The organism is Dictyobacter arantiisoli (assembly GCF_008326305.1).
GTDB lineage: Bacteria > Chloroflexota > Ktedonobacteria > Ktedonobacterales > Ktedonobacteraceae > Dictyobacter > Dictyobacter arantiisoli.
Genome location: NZ_BIXY01000004.1, coordinates 116464 through 140240, shown reverse-complemented (window position 1 = coordinate 140240; position 23777 = coordinate 116464). Strand labels below are relative to the sequence as shown.

General features: G+C 46.7%; 19 protein-coding genes and 1 rRNA gene. 13 read left to right on the top strand and 7 right to left on the bottom strand.

Features of this window, described 5'->3' with window-relative positions:
- Together F1593_RS02795 and thiO are read right to left on the bottom strand one after the other, a co-directional pair.
- Nucleotides 1–252: ribosomal RNA gene (locus F1593_RS02795) — 16S ribosomal RNA — on the bottom strand; the annotation flags it as partial.
- A gap of 644 nt (nt 253–896) precedes the next feature.
- The gene (thiO, locus tag F1593_RS02790) at nt 897–2027 is read right to left on the bottom strand and encodes a glycine oxidase ThiO (protein ID WP_149400044.1); all 1131 of its coding nucleotides are present in this window, start codon (nt 2025–2027) and stop codon (nt 897–899) included.
- 271 nt (nt 2028–2298) lie between these two features.
- Here thiO and F1593_RS02785 point away from each other — a divergent pair, with 271 nt between their 5' ends.
- From F1593_RS02785 to F1593_RS02770, 4 genes are all read left to right on the top strand, one after another.
- Nucleotides 2299–2541, top strand: a complete 243-nt coding sequence (locus tag F1593_RS02785; RefSeq protein ID WP_149400043.1) for a heavy-metal-associated domain-containing protein — start codon at nt 2299–2301, stop codon at nt 2539–2541.
- Nucleotides 2542–2733: 192 nt separating this feature from the next.
- Nucleotides 2734–4704 carry an alpha/beta hydrolase family protein gene (locus F1593_RS02780; protein ID WP_149400042.1) on the top strand — a complete coding sequence of 657 codons (1971 nt, stop codon included), beginning with the start codon at nt 2734–2736 and terminating at the stop codon, nt 4702–4704.
- A 251-nt stretch (nt 4705–4955) separates the two neighbouring features.
- Nucleotides 4956–6479, top strand: coding sequence for a beta-N-acetylhexosaminidase (locus F1593_RS02775; RefSeq protein WP_149400041.1), 1524 nt, complete (start codon nt 4956–4958; stop codon nt 6477–6479).
- 290 nt (nt 6480–6769) lie between these two features.
- Nucleotides 6770–8350 (top strand): Na+/H+ antiporter, encoded by a 1581-nt coding sequence (locus F1593_RS02770; protein ID WP_149400040.1) that lies wholly within the window; start codon nt 6770–6772, stop codon nt 8348–8350.
- Nucleotides 8351–8376: 26 nt separating this feature from the next.
- Here the strand turns inward: F1593_RS02770 and F1593_RS02765 are convergent, their stop codons facing one another.
- Complete coding sequence (locus F1593_RS02765; RefSeq protein WP_268907002.1) at nt 8377–8763, bottom strand: response regulator; 387 nt, start codon at nt 8761–8763, stop codon at nt 8377–8379.
- 462 nt (nt 8764–9225) lie between these two features.
- On the opposite strand from F1593_RS02765, the gene F1593_RS02760 reads away from it, so the two are divergent.
- Nucleotides 9226–10140 (top strand): glycosyltransferase, encoded by a 915-nt coding sequence (locus tag F1593_RS02760; protein WP_172631814.1) that lies wholly within the window; start codon nt 9226–9228, stop codon nt 10138–10140.
- A gap of 239 nt (nt 10141–10379) precedes the next feature.
- Here F1593_RS02760 and F1593_RS02755 read toward each other — a convergent pair whose 3' ends face one another.
- A complete protein-coding gene (locus F1593_RS02755) occupies nt 10380–10646 on the bottom strand; it encodes a metal-sensitive transcriptional regulator (protein ID WP_149400037.1) in 267 nt (88 codons plus the stop codon).
- A 786-nt stretch (nt 10647–11432) separates the two neighbouring features.
- Between F1593_RS02755 and F1593_RS02750 the strand changes: the two genes are divergently transcribed.
- Complete coding sequence (locus F1593_RS02750; protein WP_149400036.1) at nt 11433–11930, top strand: hypothetical protein; 498 nt, start codon at nt 11433–11435, stop codon at nt 11928–11930.
- Between the two features lie 43 nt (nt 11931–11973).
- Here F1593_RS02750 and F1593_RS02745 read toward each other — a convergent pair whose 3' ends face one another.
- Nucleotides 11974–13443, bottom strand: a complete 1470-nt coding sequence (locus F1593_RS02745; protein ID WP_149400035.1) for a PucR family transcriptional regulator — start codon at nt 13441–13443, stop codon at nt 11974–11976.
- 846 nt (nt 13444–14289) lie between these two features.
- On the opposite strand from F1593_RS02745, the gene F1593_RS02740 reads away from it, so the two are divergent.
- The gene (locus F1593_RS02740) at nt 14290–14556 is read left to right on the top strand and encodes a heavy-metal-associated domain-containing protein (protein WP_235932468.1); all 267 of its coding nucleotides are present in this window, start codon (nt 14290–14292) and stop codon (nt 14554–14556) included.
- Nucleotides 14557–15024: 468 nt separating this feature from the next.
- On the opposite strand, the gene F1593_RS02735 is transcribed toward F1593_RS02740, so the two are convergent.
- Together F1593_RS02735 and F1593_RS02730 are read right to left on the bottom strand one after the other, a co-directional pair.
- Entirely contained in the window at nt 15025–15702 is a 678-nt protein-coding gene (locus F1593_RS02735; protein ID WP_149400034.1) for a response regulator transcription factor, read from the bottom strand.
- Nucleotides 15659–16909 carry a sensor histidine kinase gene (locus F1593_RS02730; RefSeq protein WP_172631813.1) on the bottom strand — a complete coding sequence of 417 codons (1251 nt, stop codon included), beginning with the start codon at nt 16907–16909 and terminating at the stop codon, nt 15659–15661. The genes F1593_RS02735 and F1593_RS02730 overlap by 44 nt, the downstream gene beginning before the upstream one ends.
- A 323-nt stretch (nt 16910–17232) precedes the next feature.
- Between F1593_RS02730 and F1593_RS02725 the strand changes: the two genes are divergently transcribed.
- From F1593_RS02725 to F1593_RS02700, 6 genes are all read left to right on the top strand, one after another.
- Complete coding sequence (locus tag F1593_RS02725; protein ID WP_149400032.1) at nt 17233–17946, top strand: hypothetical protein; 714 nt, start codon at nt 17233–17235, stop codon at nt 17944–17946.
- Nucleotides 17943–18740: an ABC transporter permease gene (locus F1593_RS02720; RefSeq protein ID WP_149400031.1), complete on the top strand. Its 798-nt coding sequence runs from the start codon at nt 17943–17945 to the stop codon at nt 18738–18740. The genes F1593_RS02725 and F1593_RS02720 overlap by 4 nt, the downstream gene beginning before the upstream one ends.
- Before the next feature lie 47 nt (nt 18741–18787).
- Nucleotides 18788–19696, top strand: a complete 909-nt coding sequence (locus F1593_RS02715; protein ID WP_149400030.1) for an ABC transporter ATP-binding protein — start codon at nt 18788–18790, stop codon at nt 19694–19696.
- A gap of 194 nt (nt 19697–19890) precedes the next feature.
- The gene (locus F1593_RS02710; RefSeq protein ID WP_149400029.1) at nt 19891–20733 is read left to right on the top strand and encodes a Yip1 family protein; all 843 of its coding nucleotides are present in this window, start codon (nt 19891–19893) and stop codon (nt 20731–20733) included.
- 331 nt (nt 20734–21064) lie between these two features.
- Nucleotides 21065–22456, top strand: a complete 1392-nt coding sequence (locus F1593_RS02705) for a GAF domain-containing sensor histidine kinase (protein ID WP_149400028.1) — start codon at nt 21065–21067, stop codon at nt 22454–22456.
- A gap of 684 nt (nt 22457–23140) precedes the next feature.
- A complete protein-coding gene (locus F1593_RS02700) occupies nt 23141–23752 on the top strand; it encodes a hypothetical protein (RefSeq protein WP_149400027.1) in 612 nt (203 codons plus the stop codon).
- The last annotated feature ends 25 nt before the right edge of the window (nt 23753–23777 follow it).

The following is a 23777-nucleotide window of genomic DNA, read 5'->3' as shown; positions in this document are numbered from 1 at the left end:
GTCTTGGTAGGCCATTACCCCACCAACCAACTAATCGGGCGCAGGCTCATCCTCTGGCGCTCTTGCGAGCTTTGCTCTTACGAGCATATGCGGTATTGTCGGCGATTTCTCGCCGGTATTCCTCACCAGGGGGTAGATAGCCCACGTGTTCCTCACCCGTCCGCCACTCTCTTCTTGCGAAGAGCGTTCGACTTGCATGTGTTAGGCACGCCGCCAGCGTTTATCCTGAGCCAGGATCAAACTCGCCATCCAATTTTATAAAGCACAGACCTTCAACGAACGTCTGTAAATTGCATGAGAAAAGCGATCATGGCCAAGTTACAAAAACATGGCAATTGTTCGCAGATTATGTGTTTGCTCTAGCCGACGCATTTCTGCATCGCTACAGCTGAATTGACAGGAGCTATAAATTTTTCTTTGTATAGTTCCAGTTACTGTTCTGCTTTCCACTCTTCAGTTGTCAAGGTACTCTTTGTTTTTGGTGTGTCGAGGAGCAGTACGTTTCTTTTCGCTTGCTCGCTTCAACTCCCGTAGTATCGCATATCCCTTGTGGTTTGTCAAGCGTTTTTCCCGGGGGATTTGCGCTTGCGCTAAATTCATTTTACTCATCGTTCGTGCTGTCTCCAGCAAGGAGACGATCCGAAAAAAGAGCCGACAGCTCCCGGCAATCTCAACCAGGTTGGGAAGCGCGTGAGAGATGCATGATCTCAGAGGAGCCACATTAGCGTGGCACAAAGGATGTTCGAACAAACAGGAGCACAATCCCTTCAAAAAGGGAAGTATGATTGTTTCGTTTCGACAGCTCAATGAGTATGCCATACGCAAGATGGTCTTGTCAAGGGTTTTCGGGGTGTCTTTTTCAAGTCTCACAATATCGCTTTTGGAAAATCTTGTCGTCAGGATTTTTGAAAGCGCTGCTGCGTAAATGGCTGCATAATCTCGGGTAGCGAGCCAGTCATAACATACGCTGCAATTCCACGGGCAGTAATAGCACTTAACATTAAGCCAACACTGTTATAGCCCGTTGCCAGCACCAGGTTTTTCCATTCAGGCACCGGTCCAAGGATTGGATAACGATCCGGTGTGCCTGGACGCAGACCAGCCCATGCGCGTACAAGTACACTGGATTTCAGAGAAGGCATCAATCTTATGGCTGCGTGTTGCAATTGTAATGTTTCTTCCTGCGTCACACTCACATCAAAACCCGCATCTTTCCTGGTTGCACCGACAAGGACATGTGTATCTCTGGGAAGGAGATACATAGCATCGCCAAAAACAATATGTCGCAGGGCTGGCGCTGGTTGTTCTAAGGCTATCATTTGACCACGTATAGGACGTAAGGGCAGAGTAACATTCAACGGGCTACATAAATGCTCGGACCATACACCAGCTGCCAGCACAACATGCTGACCCGTAAACGTAGTGCCAGAAGCAGTCCTCACTCCGACTATTTTATTCTGCTCATGGATAATCTCGCTCACGGTAGTATGCTGATAGAGCCGCGCCCCTAGCTGGCATGCAGCACTCGCAAATGCCCCAACAAAGCGCACAGGATTAATCTGAGCTTCATCAGGAGCATAGATAGCACCGGCAATAGTCGGAAGCAACGCTGGCTCAAGTTGCTGTACATCTACGCCATCCAGCCAGGATAAGTGCAAACCGAGAGTCTGCCATGCCTCCAGGCGCTTTTTCAGACGCGCTACATATTTAAGATCACGCACCACACGCAACGTTCCCGAACGTACAAAATCAAGCTTCAAACCACTTACATCTTCTAATTCTGACACCAGTTCAACAAATTGTTGAAAACCACATAGCAATAAATCAGTAAATGGTCCAGGTCCGTTGAGAGCACCAAGAGGTGCCAGGAGCCCCGCCGCCGCGCCTGAAGATTGACGTCCTATTTCGCCTTGCTCCAGTAGAGTTACAGATAGCTGAGCTTTTCGTAAAAAATACGCAGTAGCACAGCCAATTATTCCACCCCCTACAATCACTACATCTGTGCTCTGTGCGCCCTTTATAGTCATAGATCATCCAATCCAATTTTATAGCGATAGTGTGTGCGTATCATAGCACAGGATCAGGTATAGCATTGCATATGGAGAAGAATAACCACAAAGCTGGAAGAGAAAAAAAGGGGGAGATACTGCAAATTCATCTGAGTCAATTGCTCATAGATACAGAACTTCGAGCATATGCTTGACAGAGTACCAGCTATTTCAATACATAAATAGCTAAACAACGCCTTTTTTACCTTCTTATACTGAATTTATACTCATTTTTATCAGGAGGTTACATATGTTCAAACAAACAAAGGTAACTTTACCGAAGATTGGTTGCCAGGGATGTATGAAGAAGGTTGTGTCTGCCCTGACACCATTGCCCACTCTGACAATTATTGCCACTGATCTACCATCGAAATCTGTAGTGCTGCATTATGATGAGCAACAACTACCAGGAGAGGAAATCGAGCAGGCTCTCCAGCATATCAATCATGTGATTTCACATGAAGAAGAAATATCATGTTCAAGTATCTCTTAAAAACATAATCAAACAATCCTGCGTGGAACTGGGAAACTCTCTTTTTGTAGATACAGACTATGTACGGCGAGATTACAGTATACAATATCGTGTATCCTATACCTGTGTTCAACGTTGTCAGGTATGGTCTATACATGCAGTCAGATGTTGTCCATTGTATATGAGAACGAGTGCTAGAAAAGAGTATCTATCTTGAGTATCCCAGTTTCACAGATCAATTCAAATGATGCCCAATTGGCCGCTCCTCGTCGCGCTGTCACGCCCGAGTCAGTCTTCAACGTGCGTGTCGCATCGCAGGCAGAGGTTTCTCCTGATGGCAAGCAGATTGTCTTTCTGGTGGGCGAATGGTTACCAGACCAAACTAAACGTCGTAATCGGCTTTGGATTACTGATACGGCCAACAATGATCCACATCCCTTGACCAGAGGTAAGAGGCGCGATCAAGCCCCAGCCTGGTCACCGGATAGCCGCTCCATCGCTTTTGCATCTACTATTGACAGTGACCAGAGTGACCCTCATGCTCAACTCTATGTACAGGATGTGTCTACAGGAGATGAACGGTTGCTCTGTAGCATGCCTAATGGCATTCATACTGTTTCCTGGTCTCCTGATGGTAAACGGATTGCTTTCTGCTCGCTTGAGGGTGAGGAGCCAGCTCAAGATCCGCGCCATCAATATGCGAACCAGGGGCGTCATAAGCGCCTATGGACCATGCGCATTGATGGCGATATCCCAGAAGCAGTTACGCCTGATGGGTTGTCGATCTGGCACTATGTCTGGTCTCCCAATAGCAAACAGTTCGCTGTATACTACGCCAACGGGCCTGAGGAAACCGATTGGTATCGCGGCCAAATTGGCCTGGTTGCTGCCAATGGTGGTAGCATTCGTCAGGTTAACCGGCTCACCCGTCAGGCTTTTGCCCTGACCTGGTCACCGGATAGTACCCAACTGGCCTATGTATCTGGAGAATGGAGCGATCCAGATCGCGGCGGTGGCGATATTTACATTCACTCATTTGCTACCAACCAGACACGGCATATGACACCTGATCTCAATTGGAGTCCTACCTGGCTACGCTGGTATCCCGATGGACAACAAATTCTTTGCGCTGGCTGGAAGGGCCTGACAACACGCATTGCCACGCTCGACGCACAAACGGGTACGATGAAAACGTTGAGCGATGACTTTCTCATCGGGGACCGCGGTTATCCTCACCTGTCCACCAGCACGGATATGCAACATATAGCCGCCACTCATTCACATCAACATCCTCATGATGTCTGGTTGGGCAAACTTGCGTTCGAAAACAATCAGGCGGTGACGCTTGATTGGCAACGTATTACGCGCCTCAATCCGCTAGCGGAGGAGACATTCGCACTGAATAATACCGAGCATATCCGCTATAAAAGCGTCGATGGCTGGATGATTGAGGCGTTAGTTACATGGCCGAAGCATGAGAAAAATGCGCCACTACCTCCACTTGTCGTGCATGTTCATGGTGGCCCCTCTGGTGTCTGGCTGGATGATTGGGAGTCATATCACGCCCAAATTCTGGCGGCAGCAGGCTTCGCCGTACTTCGTCCCAATATTCGTGGCAGTATGGGTGGTGGCGTGGCTTTCGCGGATGCAGTGATTGGCGATATGGGCGGCAAAGATTTGCAGGATGTACTGAAGGGCGTCGATTATCTGGTTGAACGTAAGCTGGTCGATGCTGAACGAATCGGCATTATGGGTTGGAGCTATGGCGGCTTTATGACCGCCTGGACAGTTACCCAGACAACCCGCTTTAAAGCTGCGGTCATGGACGCAGGCATCAGCGATTATCATAGCTTCCACGCGCAAACCAATATTCAGGATTGGGATATGCGCTTCCTGGGTAAAGTCGGCGCGCCTATCAGCCCTCTGACCCATCCAGAGACGTATCGGGAACGCTCTCCCATCACCTATGCCAGGCATGTAGCCACCCCTACACTGATTGTACATGGCGAAAATGATGCCTGTGTGCCACTCAATCAAGCCTACGCCTTCTACCGCGCCCTGTCAGAACTTGGTGTCCCGGTAGAACTGGTCACATATCCACGCGAAGGACATGGGCTGACCGAACGTCAACATAATCTCGATTATGTGCAACGCACAATCGAATGGTTTCAGAGTTACCTTTAACCTCTCCGCAGACAGAGCAGTATATATGGATTCTGAACCAACAAAATAATCTCTATATACTGCTCTGCCAACACAACACCGCAGAATTGGTAAAGGATCCTTCCCAACTCCCATCTAGAGGTCTAGATAACTTGACATTAGCCTCAAAAGTAGGTACGCTTTTCCCAACATAGAAAGTTTATGTTGAGAAAAGTTACAATTCTTACTATTACGCATTTTACTTTTCAGCGCACTTCCCTATAGGAGGGCTTATGACGAGCGTACCAGACTATTCATCTGCCTCACTTCACACTATAGATAAACAGGGACGTCCATCTACTATTCCCGCACTTCAAGAATGGACAGCTAGCTCTGGCGTATATACCTTTAGTGAACACACGCATATTGTGCTTGATCAAGCGTCTTTCCTCGAATTACAGAGTACAGGTACAGTATTCGCTGAGGATATCTTGCAACAAACGGGCTTCTCCATTCCACTTATAAGTGCAGCGTCAGCAGGCAATGGAGATATATTTCTGTCTTTAATCTCCGATGATACATCATTAGGAGTTGAAGGATATCGCTTAGAGATCGGTAGTGCTATCAGCATTAGCGCTGCTACTGTGGATGGCGTCTTTTATGGTACGCGCACACTGTTACAATTATTGCGGCAACAACAGACGCTTCCAGCGGGGACCGCACGCGATTGGCCGGACTATCCACAACGAAGTCTGATGGTAGATGTGGGCCGTAAATATTTCTCTATCCCCTGGCTTGAAAATCATATCCGCGAGCTGGCCTATCTGAAATACAACTACCTCCATCTGCACCTCTCTGACAATTATGGTTTCCGTTTACCAAGCGAGCGTCATCCCGAAGTAGTATCTAAGCAATATTATACGAAAGCAGAGCTACAAGCGCTTATAGAGTTGGCACAACGCTACCACATCACGATAGTACCTGAAATTGACATGCCTGGACATATGGATCCGATTCTGGCGCAACATCCGGAGCTTCAGCTCATCAGTACAAGTGGAAAACGTAAACCCGGGGATATCGATCTGGGCAACGAGGCATCCTATGTACTGCTGAAAGATCTCCTGGATGAGTTTATTCCACTCTTCCCTGGTCCTTACTGGCACATTGGTGCCGATGAATATCTGATGACCGAAGCCTATACCGATTATCCGCAATTGCTGAAATATGCCCACGATCATTACGGTCCTGATGCCACTGAACGGGATACCTATCTCGGCTTTGTCAATTGGGCTCATGAGATCGTCAAAGCTCATGGCAAGCGAACACGCACCTGGAATGATGGCCTCTATGGAGGCACAGCGATTACTGCTGCAGCTGATATGATTTACGAACATTGGGATGATTCAGGTCTGACACCCGCTGAGATTGTCGAACGGGGTATTTCCATTATGAATTGCAACGGCGATTATCTCTACTATGTACTTGCTCCCGCAGTGGATGAAAATGGAAATGGGCCGCACTTTAATCCATCCCCGGCAAAAATTTATGAGATATATGAGCAGCATATTTTTCAAAATCAACACACTATTGCTCCACACCATCCTCTGAATGTAGGAGCCAAGTTACATGTATGGTGTGACTATCCCAATGAACAAACAGAGCAACAGATCGACGCTGGGATTGAACTTTTGCTGCGTTCACTGGCACAAAAAAACTGGGGATCAGCGAAACTGGTGCCTGCTTATGATCAATATCAAGCAATTATAAGCAGGATTGGACGTGCGCCAGGCTATATCACACTCCCTCTTGCCGAGTGAGATCCTTTTCCATGTAGTGGAGAAAAACCTGACAGGTGTCCACTTTATGCGCCAGATGTCGATGAAGAATTTTTTATCGTGACCATCTGGCGTCTTCTCTGTCTGGTTCTTCAATAAAAACTATGGTAAGATAAAAGATAGTCACGTATACTGACAAAAACGCATATTTGAGGTGTGCCGGGAAGTCTGGTCGGCGGATACTATTTGTATTCCTAATCATTCAAGACAACCATAATCTGTTCTATACAGCGGATTATGAGCTTGCACACCACTAAAGGATACACCTTAATATGCCTGAAACAATCACGCTAATCTTCTTTCTCTTTGTAGCCATCGTGATACTCGCCATTATCGCCACACGGCTCAATATTCCTTACGCTATCATGCTGGTCATAGGCGGCCTGTTGCTGACCTTTATTCCAGGACTCCCTACCATTCATATCGATCCAAATCTGATCTTATTTCTTTTTCTTCCACCGCTCATCTATGCCTCTGCCTCGCAGATTTCATGGCGTGAGTTTCGTAGCAACCTGCGCCCCATCTTGCTCCTTTCAATTGGATTGGTCTTAGCCACAACGGTAATTGTAGCGGTCGTTGCCCACTCCTTCCTGGCTCTTCCCTGGGGCGTTGCATTTGTGCTGGGTGCAATTATTTCTCCTACGGATGCAATTACCGCTGGTGCGACCGCCAAGAGTGTTGGTCTATCGCGTCGTATTGTGACTATTCTTGAAGGAGAAAGTATGGTCAATGATGCGACAGGATTGGTTATTTATAGATTCGCGCTGGCAAGTGTTGTAACAGCAAGTTTCTCGATCTGGCAGGCAGGAATCCAGTTTGTAGGCGTGAGTATCGGTGGAGTAATCATTGGCCTTGTTATTGCCTGGCCTATTGTCAAACTGCATCATTTCTTGAATGATGCAGTCATTGAAGTTACCGTCTCACTCCTCACGCCCTATGCAGCCTATCTGCTCGCCGAAGCGCTGGGCCTATCCGGTGTGCTTGCCACCCTGGCGGCAGGACTCTACATCAGCCGTCATTCATCCCGCTTCTATACATCTGAAACACGGCTACCAGCTCATTCATACTGGAATATTCTGGTCTTCCAGTTCAATGGATTAGTCTTTTTATTGATCGGCCTCGAACTGCGCAGCATCCTTGATTCACTTGGAGGACAAACAATCATCCATGTTATCTGGCCGATTCTACTCATCAGTATCACTGCGATTGTGGTGCGCATTGCCTGGGTTTTAACCTCAGCCTATCTACCTCACCTCATCAATCGTCGTATGCGTATAAACGAATTGGACACACAATGGGATCAGACAGTCATCATTGCCTGGACGGGTCTACGTGGAAGCGTGGCCCTGGCCGCAGCATTGGCCCTCCCCCTGGCACTACGAAGCGGGAGCTTATTCCCTGAGCGCAATCTACTGATTGTGATCACCTTTGGCGTTATTCTGATCACGCTGGTGGGACAAGGTCTGGCATTGACACCGATCATTCGCCTCCTCAAGCTTAATAAGGAGACTGTATTTGAGCAGGAAATGCTCCTGGCACGGCGTACAGCGGTTAAAGCTGCATTGAAACGTCTGCAAGCATTGAAAGCAGAAAAAACAGTGACCACAGAGTTTATACAACGCCTGCAGGAATACTACGAGCAACGCTTGCATACTATCACTATTTATGAAGATAGCGAAAAGAGAGAGTACCTTGAAGAACGTTTACAGGCTAATAGCCAGTTCCGCCGCGAAATTATCAACGTAGAGCGCCACGCTGTTATCACACTACGCGATCATGGTCAGATTGACGATGAGATATTGCATGCCATCGAACATGAGCTTGATCTAGAAGAACAACGCTTCTATTTGTAATAGCTAGCTATAGTGATAACAGCTACTTATCCCTCAGCCAGATGATTGATTAACTGACGCAAAGAGCGGGGCGAAAAAGGCTTACGGAGCAAAGGGACATCATCAGGTAGGATACGCCGAAACTGCTCAAGTGTAGGCCCGCTTACCGCAGTAATCACAACGATCGGAAGTTGCCAGGATTCATATTCTTTGCGAACAGCTAAAAACACATCTGCCCCCGTCATAGTGCCAGGAAGAAGAAGATCAAGAATAATCAGATCATAGGGCTGCGCATCCTCTGGTGAACTGGTCAGAGGAAAGATAGCGTCCAACATAGATGCGCCACTCATATGGGTAAAGACAGTGTGTCCATCCATTTTTAGTGTAGTCGATAAAAAAGCAAGGATGGCAGGGTTATCATCTAGAACTCCAATGTTCAGTGTTTTACTCCCCCTTAGTAAACATATTTAGTTTAGCAACATAGAGCAGTATTTCACTCTATCTCAAGGGCCAACAAATACTCTTATAAACAGGTATATCGTAGCACAGATTGTCATGGCACGTAAATATGTCAATAATAACCATATAGTATTTTATTAATATCTTTAGCGATTGAGTTTCATGTTTTTCTTTTATGTCTATAACAAGCACCATTAATAGGCAGGCAAAATTCCCTATCAGTCTATTCAAAGACTGGCAACATATATAATGCATGCCTATTTGTCAATCATATGCTTAAATACAGCATTGGAAGGAAGTCCTATTTTCTTGACCATAAGAATTGACTTCAGTAGAGTAAATATTGATAGAATCAGGCAAACTCCAATAACACAAGCAGCACTGGCTCAGTTATATCTCTAATTTGGATGGTCTCTATAGTTCTGAGGGAAAAATTCATGATCAGCTGCATTCTTACCGCTTACCAGGAACCAAGGACAGTTGGTGTCTCCATCAAAGCACTCTTAGAACAGGACTGGCCCGAAGCATATGAGATTCTTGTGGTCTGCCCGGATACTGAGACGGCAACCGTGGTGCGTATCTTTACAGAATGTTATCCGCAGGTACGACAATTGATCGATACAGGCGAGGGAAAGCCAGCGGCCTTGAATCTCGCCCTGAAACACATTCGAGGCCATATCTGTGTCTTTAGTGATGGAGATGTATTGGTACAGGAGAATGCCATTGCCGAGTTGCTGGCACCATTTGAGCAGCCTGAGTGTGGAGCAGTTACTGGTCGGCCTATTTCAGCCAATCCTCGCACATCGTGCTTTGGCTACTGGTCCCATCTTCTCACCGATGCAGGGGCCCACTATATACGCACCCGCAATGCGCAGCAGCGGCGCTACCTGGATTGTTCAGGCTATCTTTACGCGGCACGCAGTTTTCTCCTGACAGCAATGCCTCTAGAGACGCTGGCTGACGATGCCTATATCTCACAGTTGGTCTGGCAGCAAGGTTATGTTCTCGCTTACGCGCCAGAGGCCCGCGTTGCTGTACGCTATCCTACCACGTATAAAGATTGGCTGCTCCAAAAGGTCCGTAGTAGCGCAGGCGCAGCCATGACGCCGCCTCCACTCCATCCCAATGATCAACGCTATGTGCGTCCGCCTGAACACATGCGCTCATTTCAACGGGAAGCCCTCACCGGCCTCTATTCTGCACTCACCTATGCTCAATCCTGGCACGAACAATGGTGGACCTGCTGCTTACTGATTGCCCGCATCCACCTCTGGCTCTGCGTCTGGCTCGAACTGCACATCAAGCACCGCTCACGTCAGGACATCTGGCAGCGCGTAGAAACCACAAAATAGAGCAACCCCCTGATACAGACATCAGGAGCTGGCTCTGGTACCTAGATGGAAGGGATTAAGCTGGCAATAAAAATCTCTGAAAAGTAATCAACTTGACTGCCAGAATATTAGCGGTCAATAAGCAGGTAACGAAAAGCGTCGTAACTACCACAAACCAGACAGAAACTTTCAAACCGATCATCCTCTACAAAACCAGACAGACAATAAAAAAAGCCACCTGACCAGGAGAAATCCTCTGCTTAACGATTCCCGGCCAGATTATACAGTTGCATCAACTCTTCAATAATAGCCTGCTCGCTCCCACTTTTGATGCCTTCAGGCACACAGGTTTGCAAATGATTTTCGAGAACCAATGCCTCCATTTTTTCGATTGCCTTACGGACAGCATAAGTTTGTCGCAAGATATCCACACAATATTTATCATCTTCAATCATCTTGCGAATACCGTTCAAATGACCATCAATATAGTTTAAACGTTTCAGGATATCGGTTTTATCTGCTTGCATGCTTCTCTCGCTTTCGTTACTACACCCCTCCCTGGGGGGTATATGTCAGTATACAATATCACAGCCAGAACTGCAAGCGAACAAAAATAAGCTGCTGCTATGCAGAGGACGCCAGTCCATAGGTGCAAACGTAAGGCTTTTCAAACGGGATTGCAAAGGGCGGTGAGCCCTTTGCCGGGGTTTGGGGTGTCCCCAAATACCTCTTTTACTTCTTTTCTTTGCCGCCGCGTGCGGCGGCGAGAGACCGGTGCACAGCCCGAACCCCTGGTTAAGAGAAACATTGCTATACATTAACAGAAATAGATGTACTGTACGCCTGTAAAAAGAAATAAGTCCATTCCTAAGTGTCAAGAATAAAGAGCCGGCACAGCAGAAAGGCTTGTAATATACTTCTAAAACAGTTACAATAGAGCATAGTATATACCTTATTTTATTTCTTTCTGCGCGCCAACAGGCATAGGGAGAATTTACTCTTAGCGTACGTTCATTATTTCGGAATACTTTTTGTTATTACAGCAGCGGTCCCAGACACCTATGGCGCGTAAATAGTTACCTGACTTCCAGTATTTTTGCTGGAGGCTATATCGCAGTATAGGGACATACAAAAATAGCAGGACACCATCACAAAAACAGAGGGAGGACAACGCAAAACCAGGAATTTACACGCTTTTGCGCTCTTTGAGATTTTCTATCTCAATTGTCCTTTTAGTCCGTAGATATTGTATGTCGTCCTATACCAGTCAGTCAAAACGTAAATTTTGAGCCAGCCAGACAAGGAGCGCCACCATGCAAAAAGTTTCCCTGCGCAAAGTCAAAACACCCGTCAGTTACTTGCAGGAAAACAGCGAAGATGTTTTGCACTTTTCTTTGCAAGGCTTACTACCCTCCGGCCATACCCTTGCCCTCAATATTCCGCTTGGTACACTTTCGCACCTCGCCTGTAAAGATGACCGTCCATTGATGCTGATGGAACAGCAATTTACGACAAGCGAGATTTGTGTGCTGATGCCATTACTTGATGCGTATCCCTACTATTGTCCTTATGAAGTTCTAGTGGCGAGCTTTAACAGTGGGCATGCCAGTGAGGCCGCCATTGCTCGTAGCCGTAAACGCTTGCAGGAGGCTCAAGAAGCTGGCATCTGGGATCAAGAGATGCGCCCCGTTCGCAATGTGCTTTCACGGACACGCCTCAAAACGCGCTCATTTGGCATCGAAATCTCTTCCATTCTGGAGACTGGCTATATTCTGATGCAAACACCACGGTACAAACATCCAGAGCTGTAAATGTACCATTTCAAGTTGTAGAGAATTGCACAGCATAGCTTCTTCAGGCATGTACACTGGCAGAATGGTGCAACTGATGCGCACGTAAACGTTGCACTTTGAGTGCCAGGAGTAGCGGAAGACGCAGGGATGCATGGTCATGATCGATATCAAATGGGCAGAGTTTTTGAATACGGCTGATACGCTGCAATAAGGTGTTGCGATGTAGATGAAGCAGGGTCGCGGTACGTGCAATATTCCCGCCACATTCGAGATAGACTTCTAATGTATCCAGTAAGTTTGTTTTTTTACGGAGATCATACTTGAGAATAGTCATGATGCACTCTTGATACTGATCCATAAGACTCTGCTGTTGCGCGAAGGGATATAGATAGCGATAGGCACCGAGTTCGCCAAAATGGGTACAGTGAAGTTCGGTTCGCAGGCAAGAGCCGATCTGCGCCGCCTCATACGCCTCCTGATAACTCTGTGCATAGTCGCTAAACTTCTGACAACTATTTCCCATTCCCACCAGCATCGTAACATGGCATTCTTGCTGAATAGTCTGGATCAGCGGTTCCAGACGGCTATGGATGTCTTGCGGCAAGGCAGCAATATCACATGGTAGCAAGCAGATCAGGCCATTATCTCGCTCGACCAGGAGCATGGTGGGATACATAATAAGCATGCTCTGCTTGATCCATGGCAAAGCCCGCTGAATCAATAACTCTCTATTCTCGGCCTGTGGTAAATGTATACGTTCGGACACATCATTGTTACCTTCAGACAATTCAACCAGAGCCACCAGATGAGGTGCCAACAGATCAAAACCCAGGGAATAAGCCTGTCTCTGTATATATGCTTCGGTTTCTGGCTTACCAGCAAGCAATCCATCTACAAAGGACGCGACCAGATCATTTGGAGTCAGTGCATCCGCTTCCAGGATTAAACGGTGCTTCAGGGCCAATGCCATCTGGCTCGCAATGGTATGCAAGAGAAATTGCTCATTCTGACTATGGACACAACCGGAATGTGTATAACATTGCAAGATACCCAGGCATTCATTTTCTACCCATAATGGCAAAGACCAATAAATCTGCTCGGCATCATACTGGAGAGGATTAAGCTCTCTGGCTTCTCCCTGTATCTGATAGGATAGCTCATCCTGTAAGGCAAATGTGTGTGTATACTCCCAAATTGCAGCATCAATGCAGACGCATTGCACTTGATTTGTAACACCGCTCGCAGCAGGATAATCCGCGTACACATATAGTACAGTATCGATAACATCTGCCTGACCGCGCAACAGCACAACACAGCGCTCAAGCTCGAACGCCTGCGCCACCTGTTCGGACAAAAGTTGCAACAACGCTGGTAATTTTAAAGGTAGAGTCAATGTATGGACAAACTGGAACAATAGTTGTTGCCAACCAATGGATTGCTTTTCAGCCAGAAGTTGATGATGGAGCGGAATGATTTTCTGCCTGAATGGCCTCTCAGAGCGCCCCTCTTGAGCCAAAGCATGTATTTCCATCTGCACGCATCCATTTCAAAAACTGAACAACGCACTATTTGAAGAATGCTATAGCTATTGTTAACCGCTTGTTGATATCTACAAATTGAAACGCACAAGTATTATATAAATGGAAGTGGAAACCTGCTATCAGCTTAGCACATCCACTATGCTTTGTCTACGCTAAAGTACATTAATTTTATATAAAATTCGTTAAACAATGTCTTACAAATCAGCATATAAGATTGGTATAAGACAGTGGTTTTTATACAACCACTACTCTCAGCCTCTTCTCCTTCTTCCGTAACCCCAACCATCCACTCTTTACGATAATCATAGGTTTAGCTCTCTCCTGGATCGCCCTGAACTATGTGCCGCTACTACTCTATGCCATCAGTATTGTGAGGCGCAAAAGTGCCTAACAGGAAGTAGCGTTCGAGCTTGAACACAAAGAGATCTATGCACGCAAATATACGCTTCAATCAGTGTGGCTTTTACTGCTCCCGCTCGCCGTGCCGATGCTTTCTATTGCTCAAGAGCTACAAAAGCGCCACTATCATCATCATTGATGACCAATTCATGACAAAAGAAGACGGCTCAGAAAACCGTCTTCTCGTAATGAGAGGATGGCTTCCTGGTAGAGAAAAGGTTAAATTCGGCATGGCATCCAACTTGCACCACTCCTTTCATTGTGTTACTATATTAGTACCCCGCCCCTCCGGGTAGGGGATATCAAAGTTATGATAGATCAAGCAGAGACACAAACTGCGCGTATGGAAAGCTATGCATACAGATTCGTGTCAATGCAGTATCTCTTATCATTTATAGTTCCTGTTTCTTGTTATAAGACGTTACAAGGAGAAATTCATGGCAAACTTGCAAGATATCACCCTCTCTGTTCCCGATGTGAGCTGTGAGCATTGTGTGAAAACAATCAATGGTGCACTCAGCCCACTCGCCGGTGTAGAAGCAGTCTCAACAGATATTCCCACGAAAAGTGTCCATCTGCGCTTTGACGCAAGCCAGCTCTCGATGGAGAAGATCGAAGCAGTGCTGGACGATGCTGGCTACACAATCTCACAAGCACCAGCACCTACCCCCCGCACCAGTGGCAAACCCCTCAACCTCATTTAAATTTGGCGTGCAAGTGCTTGCATCCCATTCCCAGGGGGACTCGTCCTAACACCTTCAGCATTAGGAGGCAATCCATCTCGCATCTCTGTTACTGAAACCAATGCCAGTGCCACATTCTTTCAACTCAGCCAGTATTGAACTTTCGTGGCACCGCACTTGACATACGTTGCGAATCATCACAAAAAGAAAGGCGGTTTATACCGCATTAAGACGAATCGATGCGAATGCAACTTTGAGCTCAATTACTTAGAAAATCCATCATCCACACTCTACTCATTGAATGTGATTTGGTAAGATCGGTATAAGACAGTCGTTTTCCCCTTGAGAATAGGTCTCAGCGACACTATTCTCCATCTGATATCTGTATACATTCAGATAAGCAATGTGACGCAGCATATCGCTTATCTGAATGAGAAGAAAGGTTGCTTTATCCGCTAGATTTGTCTGAATGGTAGTATCTGGTCATGTTTACTCATTTAGCAGAAGAGAATGCTCTACAGCGACCGCAACGGCTGCGGCACGCGAATCGACACCAAGTTTGGTATAAATATTGGTTAAATGTCCACGTACAGTTCGCTCCGTAATACTTAAAGATGCGGCAATTTCCTTACTCCGTTCGCCTCGCGCCACCGCCGCCAGAATAGTCAACTCCCGTTCGGTCAATATTCCATATATCTTACGATGAGCCCCATCACTAGTTGGCAGGGAGGTTGGGCCTTGAAGAAGAATGCGTTTCATAATCTCTGGTTGCAGGAGGGTTTCGCCACGTGCAGCACTGCGAACCGCATCTAATAACGTCTCTCGACTCACATCTTTGAGCAGATATCCACGTGCCCCGGCATGCAAACCACGAAACATCAGCTCATCCCCGTTATAGGTGGTGAGAATAATTACATTGATGGCTGGCCAGGCACCACGAATCCGTGTAAGTGCTTCTATCCCATCCATCTCTGGCATACGAAGATCCATAAGCATTACCTCTGGCGAGACGTTAGCGGCTAACTCAAGTGCTTCTCTACCGTTGGCCGCATCTCCAACCACATCAATACCTTCTCCTGTTTCCAGAATAAGGCGTAATCCCTCGCGCACAATTACATGATCGTCAACAATCGCCACGCGAATAGGAGTCCGTTGCCCTGTTGTCATTTGTTCGCTCCTTGATTTGTGGTAAGGCGAAGCGCAATGTTGTTCCTTTGCCAGGAGAACTTATCACCTCAAACTGACCCTGAATAAGATGAGCTCGCTCGCGCAATCCAAGCAATCCATAGTGACCAACAAGTTGCTCGGCGCTCAGAGGATCAAATCCTATCCCATTATCACTGATTTCAACGATAATGCCAGTATTATTTGATAGAGCGCACACCCGCGCCTCTGTGGCTTGTGCGTGGCGGGCAATATTGGTTAGTCCTTCTGTAATAACTCGGAGCGTGTACTCACAGAATGATGCTGGCACCAATGAAAGCACTGGCAGGTCTGAGTGACAATGAATATTGGTTGTAGTGACAAGGTGATCTATCTCTTCCTGAACGGCTTCAGGCAGATCACTGGGGCTAATTCCATTTGCTCGCAGGTCATCGATGGCCTGACGTGCAGCAGCAAGCGTATCACGAGAGCGGTAGATAGCTTGTACTACCAGAGTAGATGCCCGCTCATACCGCTGATGTGTTAGATGTGAGTTAATTGCCTCAAGTTGGAGCAGAAGACCGACCAGCCCCTGTGACTGAGTATCATGAAGTTCACGCGCCAGCCGATGACGCTCAGCCTCACGCGTGAGTGACTCAAGCTGTAACGCGTAAGCAGTCAACTGCGCATGTGCACTTTTGAGTCCATTGTGTGCCTCTTCCAACTCACGAAGCAAAATCTGTGTCCGTCGATGAACATTGGTTTGCTGTGCTTGGAGAACCACAAAGCCGCCAATAAAGAGGAGCGGTGGAATAAAATTATATCCAAAACCAAACGAGTTGTGGATTGACTTGAGGTTGATCCAAAATAATAGGAGGCAAACTACAATACATCCAGCTGTGATGCGCGTCTGCCCCAACAGGTAAAAAGCTTCTACGCACAAAGCAAGATAGAGACCAAGCAGAATATTGGCGTTTCGCACGAGAGAACCGAGCAGGATGACCGACCCGATTAATCCAATCAGAATTAGCGGTCGCTGATAACCCCGTTGTGCGAAAAAAGTGCCTCCCCCATAGAGCACAATATGTCCAGCAAACAGCAGTGTCGTGAACAAAAGACTGCTTGCAGGAAGTGAAGCGCTAAAAAAAAGGAGGACGATCCAGAGGTAAACCAGAAGAAGCCAGAGTAAGAGAAAGCTGTTTTCCAGGTGACCACGTAACAAAGAAGCCATTTTCTCCCTCTCGTTTTTGTTTACTATAGAGGCTGTATTACTTTTCATTATAGCAGTTATGGTGATGAAGTGTATACTGTCGTTTCCGCCCGGGCGGAAACGACGGGTGAACAACTGGCGTAACAGACAATATACAAGATCTTGATTTATATTATACTTAATACGCAACATCTTTGATATATGTGCTGAATACTTTATATAAAATAAGATGTATGCAATACATTTAGCGATTTTAAGCTAAAGAAGCCTCTGATATTTTCTCTATTTTAAGAAATGTGACTATTATCCGTGAGGCGCTAATCTTCTTCAGAAACAGGTGCTCTATGTATGATCGATTACGTTATGAAATCCGGCTCATGGGCAAAAAAGTGTTTTTTGCGCCGGCTCTGGTGCTGATTGCAGGGGGATGTTTTGCAATCCTGCTGCTCAGTATCAAGGACCCGGCTGCTCGGTTTCTCTCTGCAGTACTGGAAATGTTGCTTCCACTTGCCACAGGAGCGAGCGTTGCATTTCTCACAGCCTCCGATCCAGCACTGGAGCTTCAACTGACCATGCCGCATACCTATGCAGTGACCGTTCCTATCCGTCTACTCCTACTTTTGCTTTGGAATAGTTGTCTAGCTTTTATTGCCAGTAGCATCATTTTCATGGTAAGCCTGGTGTTTTTACCACAACCCCATCCACCTACAGCGTTGGGGGTCTTTTTCGCCAGCCAATTGGTCTGGTTTCCCTCGCTGCTTGCATGTACAGCTTTTGGCTTTGGGGCAGCACTTCTCTTTCAAAGTCGCGCCGCCAGTGTCGGTCTGCTTGCAGGCTGCTGGGTTGTCGAAATTGTGTTCAAAGACGTTATAATTCAGCAATTCTGGTTTTTTCCACTGGTGCTGTTTTCCACCACGCTCTTTCCAGATGGTCTCAGCTTCTCTCTCTGGCAACTTAATCGACTGCTTGTTCTGGGGGTAGGAGTAGTGCTTTTGCTAGTCAGTTGGCCATGCCTTTTGTTTCCTGAGCGTTTATTGAAAGGGTCCCATCAAGAATGAGTACGCAGATCTCGATGTTTTGGGGAACTGTAACCTATGAGTTCCGTATGCAACTACATCGTCGGGCCTTGTGGATCGTCATGGTCCTGCTGATTGGTCTGATCTTCTACTGGCAACGCGAATCGATACTCGCGCTGTTGTTTCAATTACGAGGTAGTCGGATGCACGCCTCTCTCTCGCCGGATGAGGCAATCGTAAGTTGGGCCGATGGGATCAATCGTCTCTTGCCCATTGCCGTGGGCATCCTGCTGGCTGATCGTTTCCCGCGTGATCGGCAAATCAAAATAGATGAACTCCTGCTAACGCTTCCAGCAGGTCAGAGCACGAGGCTTCTCGGCAAATATGTAGGTAGCCTCTGCGCCACACTCATCCCACCAACGCTCTATTACTGCCTTGGCCTTGGCATTCTCCTTGTGCAGACACACAGTTTGGCGCTTTTACCAACAGCACTGCTAGCATTTGTGTGCATTTTTCTGCCAGGAATGATGTTCGTGGGAGCTTTTGCTATAGTATGTCCGATGTTTCTCTGGTGGCCAATTTATTGCTTCTGTTTCACTGCTTACTGGTTCTGGGGCAATCTTCTCTCGCCTAGGCAGAATATTCCGACGATCAGCACGACTATTCTGACTCCTCTTGGTGGCTATATGAGCCAGGGCTTCTTTGGCGTGCCTGCTTATGGACCTGAAATCCAGGCCACACTACTATCAGGCTTTGCAAGTTTGTCGTTGCTACTAGGTCTGACAATCATGATTCTATTGATTGGATGTGGCTTGCTCAAATGGCAACGGTCATGACAGGAATGTTTTACATGAGTACGGTAGATGAAAGGAAAAAATCAAAGATGGAAATTGAGATTGCCCATTTGACAAAAGTGTATCGTGGAGGAGTCTGCGCGCTAAGTGCTTTGTCTCTGACTATTCCAACAGGAATGTTTGGTCTTCTCGGTCCTAACGGTGCAGGAAAAACAACGTTGATGCGTATCCTGGCTGGCATCCTGCGCCCTTCTTCAGGAGATTTACACGTGGGCGAGTGCGATGGCACTACCTGGCAAGGACAAAAAACAATCAAACAGTTCCTGGGCTATGTGCCACAGGATCTAGGAATGTATCCTGATTTAAAAATAGATGAGTTTCTCAACTACATCGGGATCTTAAAAGGCTTATCTGATCGGACCATGCGCCAACAGCGCGTGGAGTATCTTCTAGAGATGGTAGCCTTGAGCCAATTTGCCAAACGCTCTATCAGAGCGCTGTCCGGTGGGATGAAACGTCGCGTGGGCATCGCTCAAGCACTATTGAATGATCCAAAACTTTTAATTGTCGATGAGCCTACTGCAGGTCTCGACCCTGAAGAGCGTATTCGTTTCCGTAATCTCCTTTCAGATCTCGGGAATGAACGTACAGTCTTGCTCTCGACACATATTGTAGAAGATATTGCACAAACCTGCCCACGTCTCGCAGTCATGAAAAGCGGACAAATCATTTTTCAAGGGACAACCACCGACCTTGTCAATATCGCCAAAACAAGGGTATGGTCTGTTACGAGCGCAACCAGAAAACCTGAAGGCAATGTTATTATTGTTTCGACTATAAACAGAGGAGGCATGATTGACTATCGTATCATAGGAACTCCCGCATCAGAAGCAGGCGCGACCCTGGTCGAACCCACATTGGAAGATGGATATGTCTGGTTGATGAACAGTTCTCAAGGTGATAGGGAAGCGCAACCATCGCATAGCAAATCTGTTTAATTCGACGGGGGGAATGCTCCATAGAGAAGCCGAGCAAACATAACTAAATGACATAAGCAATTTTATAAGCATTGCGAAAATTCGCAATAAAACCTACTATTGATTAATTTGCTTCTTTCTATTAATATAGAAACAACAGATATGTTCTGTCAATAGCAATCATAATTCAATCGTTAGTAGGAAAAGGATGTTGTATGTCTTACGATCCTAATCAAAGCAATAATCCAGAGTCAACGCCTCCACCGCCGCCAAACGAGAATCCTTATCCTGGCTATCCTTCGCAACCCGAAGGGCAACCTTATATCGGGTATGGTTATCCGCCAGTACCACAACCTGGTTATGGTCATCCTCCGCAGCCACCCTATCCTGGTGCAGGCTTCAATGTTCCTCCTGCCCAACCGTTGCCATTGGGTGAGGCGATCAAGCGGTTACCTGCGCAGTATCTGAGAGTTTTAACCAAACCAGGTGCCGCCACCTTCGCTCAGGAGAAGGGCAAGGCCGCCTGGAATATCATCTGGGTCCAGATCGCTATTGTAGCAGTCCTGGCGGCTTTGCTCTTTCTGCTGTCTTCTGCCCTATTAACACCATTACTCTTCGCAAGCTTCCAAAGCCCGAGAACTATGCAAATTTTTGAATTCTATAGAAACCTATCTTTGCCTTTAAGCATAGCTGAACTCGTGCTCGTGCCTGTTGGCATTTTCATCTCTGTAGGCCTCTATTACTTGATCGCCAGGGCCTTTAAAGGACAAGGAACATTCTTAGAGTACATGTATAGCTACTTGCTCTTCTCTATACCATTGAGTCTTCTAGATATAATCATTGCTTTTATTCCTTTTGTGGGCTCATTGGCCAGCCTTGCAGTCTTCGTCTATATGATCATTTTGCAGGTTTATATGACCATGGCAGTGCATCGCATGAGCGGTGGCAGAGCGACTATGGCGGTACTCCTTCTGCCAATTATCATGATGATTCTAGCATGTGCATTATCTTTTGTTATTATTTCTATTGCTGTTAGCGCGGCTAAAAACATGCAGTAGTTTACAATATCCAAGCAAAAGAGACTTTTCTGGCAGAAATGGCGGAAAAGTCTCTTTTGCTTGGATAGAATAGGTCTGAGAACAGATAAGTCTCATTTATAAATAAATATAAAAAATAGCTACCCTTATCTCTTCAATAACTGTAGTAGCAATGGCATAGTTTGATTCTTTATGGATCTCTCGCATATACTATCGGTTGGAGCCCCTCTCTATTCTGTATAATCGGATACCATATGCACGCTTTAATCAGGAACAATGCAGGAAAATAGATGCATGATATTCGAGCACACTTTCATTACAGAGATACGACACAATCAAAAAGGATGTTTCCATGAGCGACACCTCCCCGATTGGCAATCAATCTGAGAAAATCAGCAAGATAATCACACTTGCAGAATTCTCGCAACTGGTAGAGACGCTGCCGGAAATTCCTGAGCCTTTTGATCATCCTGACTTAGATGTGACGTGCTTTGTATTACCGCATATCCATGCTATTGCCCAATCAATGGTAGATTTAATCCAGCAACAATTAGATTGTCGTCAGGTACTGCTCGCCTCTTTGGATCTCTCATCAGATCGCTGTTATCTTCTAGCAGCCAGCGGTCTCTCTCCAGAGCAGCTGCAGCAACGTCAGAAAATTGTAACAGAATATGCTCTATCTACTTTGGTCGGCCCGGCTGCCCTTGATATGTTGCAAGCCAATCAGGTCGTTGTCCTTTCACGTGCGCTTCTGCCAATACCTGACGAAATTCGTAAGGACTTTGGACAACAAGTCATGCTCCTTGTTCCTCTGATCGCTCATAAGCGGTTGTTGGGAGGTCTGCTCATTGGCCGCGAGGGCACAGAAAACGCTTATACGCAAGACGAAATAACCCTGGTCAAGGCGATTGCCAAACTCGTTGTATTAACGATTGGTCGCGTGCAATTGCTCGGCGAGTTAACAGATGCCTATGTACATACTCAAAGCGTCCACGAAATCAATCAACGTATGAATGAATTTCTCAATATGGTCAGCCACGAATTAAAAACGCCGCTTACAACGGTGTTAGGTAATCTCCAGATCATACAACGACGTGTGCAGCGCTGGAAAGGTCAGATAAAGTCGGAGAGTAAGACGATTTTACAGCATATTGAACGTATTGAACATCCATTACAGGATGCGCTGTTACGCGCCCGTTTTCAACAAAATATCATTGATGACATGCTTGATGACTCCTGCATCCAGAGAAGCTCTCTTATTTTACATATGAAAACATGCAACCTGATAGAGATTGTGAGAGAGGAAGCAAATAAAAAACAGAAAGAGATTACGGATCTGCCAATACAATTAGAGGGATTTGAGCAGCATGAAAATATTCCCATTGTCGCCGATGCTCGACGCATTAAACAGGTTATCACTAATTATCTCATCAATGCGCTAAAATATTCATCTGATGATCAACCCATACGTGTTCAAATAACCGTTGATGAAACAACCGCACGGGTCGCGGTTCAGGATGCTGGTCCAGGCATCCCTCCAGAAGAGCAGAAACATATCTGGGAGCGTTTCTATCGTGCCAAAGGCATTGCCGTACAACACGAGTTAGATCTCAGCATGGGATTAGGCCTCTACATTTGTGACAATATTATGCGGCTGCATCATGGCAAGGTCGGCGTTGACAGCAGTCCTGGGCACGGCTCTACCTTCTGGCTAACTATTCCCATCCTAGAGCCACCCGCGTAAGATATGTGAGCGCATGCATGCCACATAGGGAGCCTGCTTCTCTCTAAGCAAAGGACTTGTTTATTCTGCGCTCTTCATTCAGGAAGCGTTCATTTTGCGAATTTGGTATAAGACACAAATCCTCTACATAAGATTTTGCAACGTTCCGGCACAAGACATTTATTTTCATGCTGGTATAAGCTAAAACCACCCCTCCAATCCTGCACAATACCGTTTGTCGCTACTTTCTTATACCAGCTTTTTCAAGCTTGCTCATTACCCTCTCTGACGGCTTCACAGCACGCATGGAGCTGTCTATGATCCCGCCCATACAACATTTCGCTGCACAGAGGCTATGCATTGTTATGCATCCTTGCAGACAAAGACGCATTTTTTTGTCTTACAGCGAAAAAGACACGGAGAAATTTAGGAGATGGTCGAAAGCTCGGCACTCTATACTCACAACATAGATTTTGTACTTGTAGCACATCGTCCTGGATACAGAATACAGACAGAGAACAGATTTACAGAAGGTAGCCAGGTCCAAAGAGGAAGCGGTATCTGTCACCTTCTCGCCGATTTTGCTTCTCTGAAGACGATGAACCTTGTAGGCCGAGCTGTTGTAGTGGCTGTTACAGCATACAGAAAGCTCTGTGAGACTACCTCCTATGCATGCAAGAGCGGCATGCCCGAGGAGCATTATTCGTGAAAAACAGATCTATTGTTGAGTTAGAACAAAGTGATCACGCACCATCCAGACCAGTGCGATCTCGATCAGGAATGGCCGTGATCCAGCCCATTCGAGAAATAAAGCAGCTGCCAGTGACTTCACCTTTAGCGATACAGGATGAAGCTCAGCATATGATCACATGGCGTCTCCGTATCGTGAGTCTGCTACGCATCCTGTGTGGAACCGTCTGCCTTTACGATGCCTGGAACAAATGGCAGTACGGATTCAGCGCTGCGTATCTGCTCCGTCTGGCGCATGGATCACTCCCCCTGGCGGCAACCTGGTTTAACTGGTGGTTACATCTGGCTCAACTCAATATGCAAGGATTTGGTTTTATGATCCTGCTGCTTGAGTGCACCCTGGGCCTCTGCCTCATCGGCGGAGCGCTAACACGGCTCGCCTGTGGAGTGGGCATGCTACTTACACTGACTGGCAGTATAGGAGCAGGATTATTGAGCGGCCCGGGCGGGCAAAACACCTTCGACATTGGCTTGCTCGTAGTGCTCAGTCTGGCCTTTCTGGGTCTGCTCTTGAGTGACGCTGGACGACACTATGGTCTGGATCGCTGGTTACCGTCGGCGAAGTAACGTTGCACGACAGTATATTCGAGTT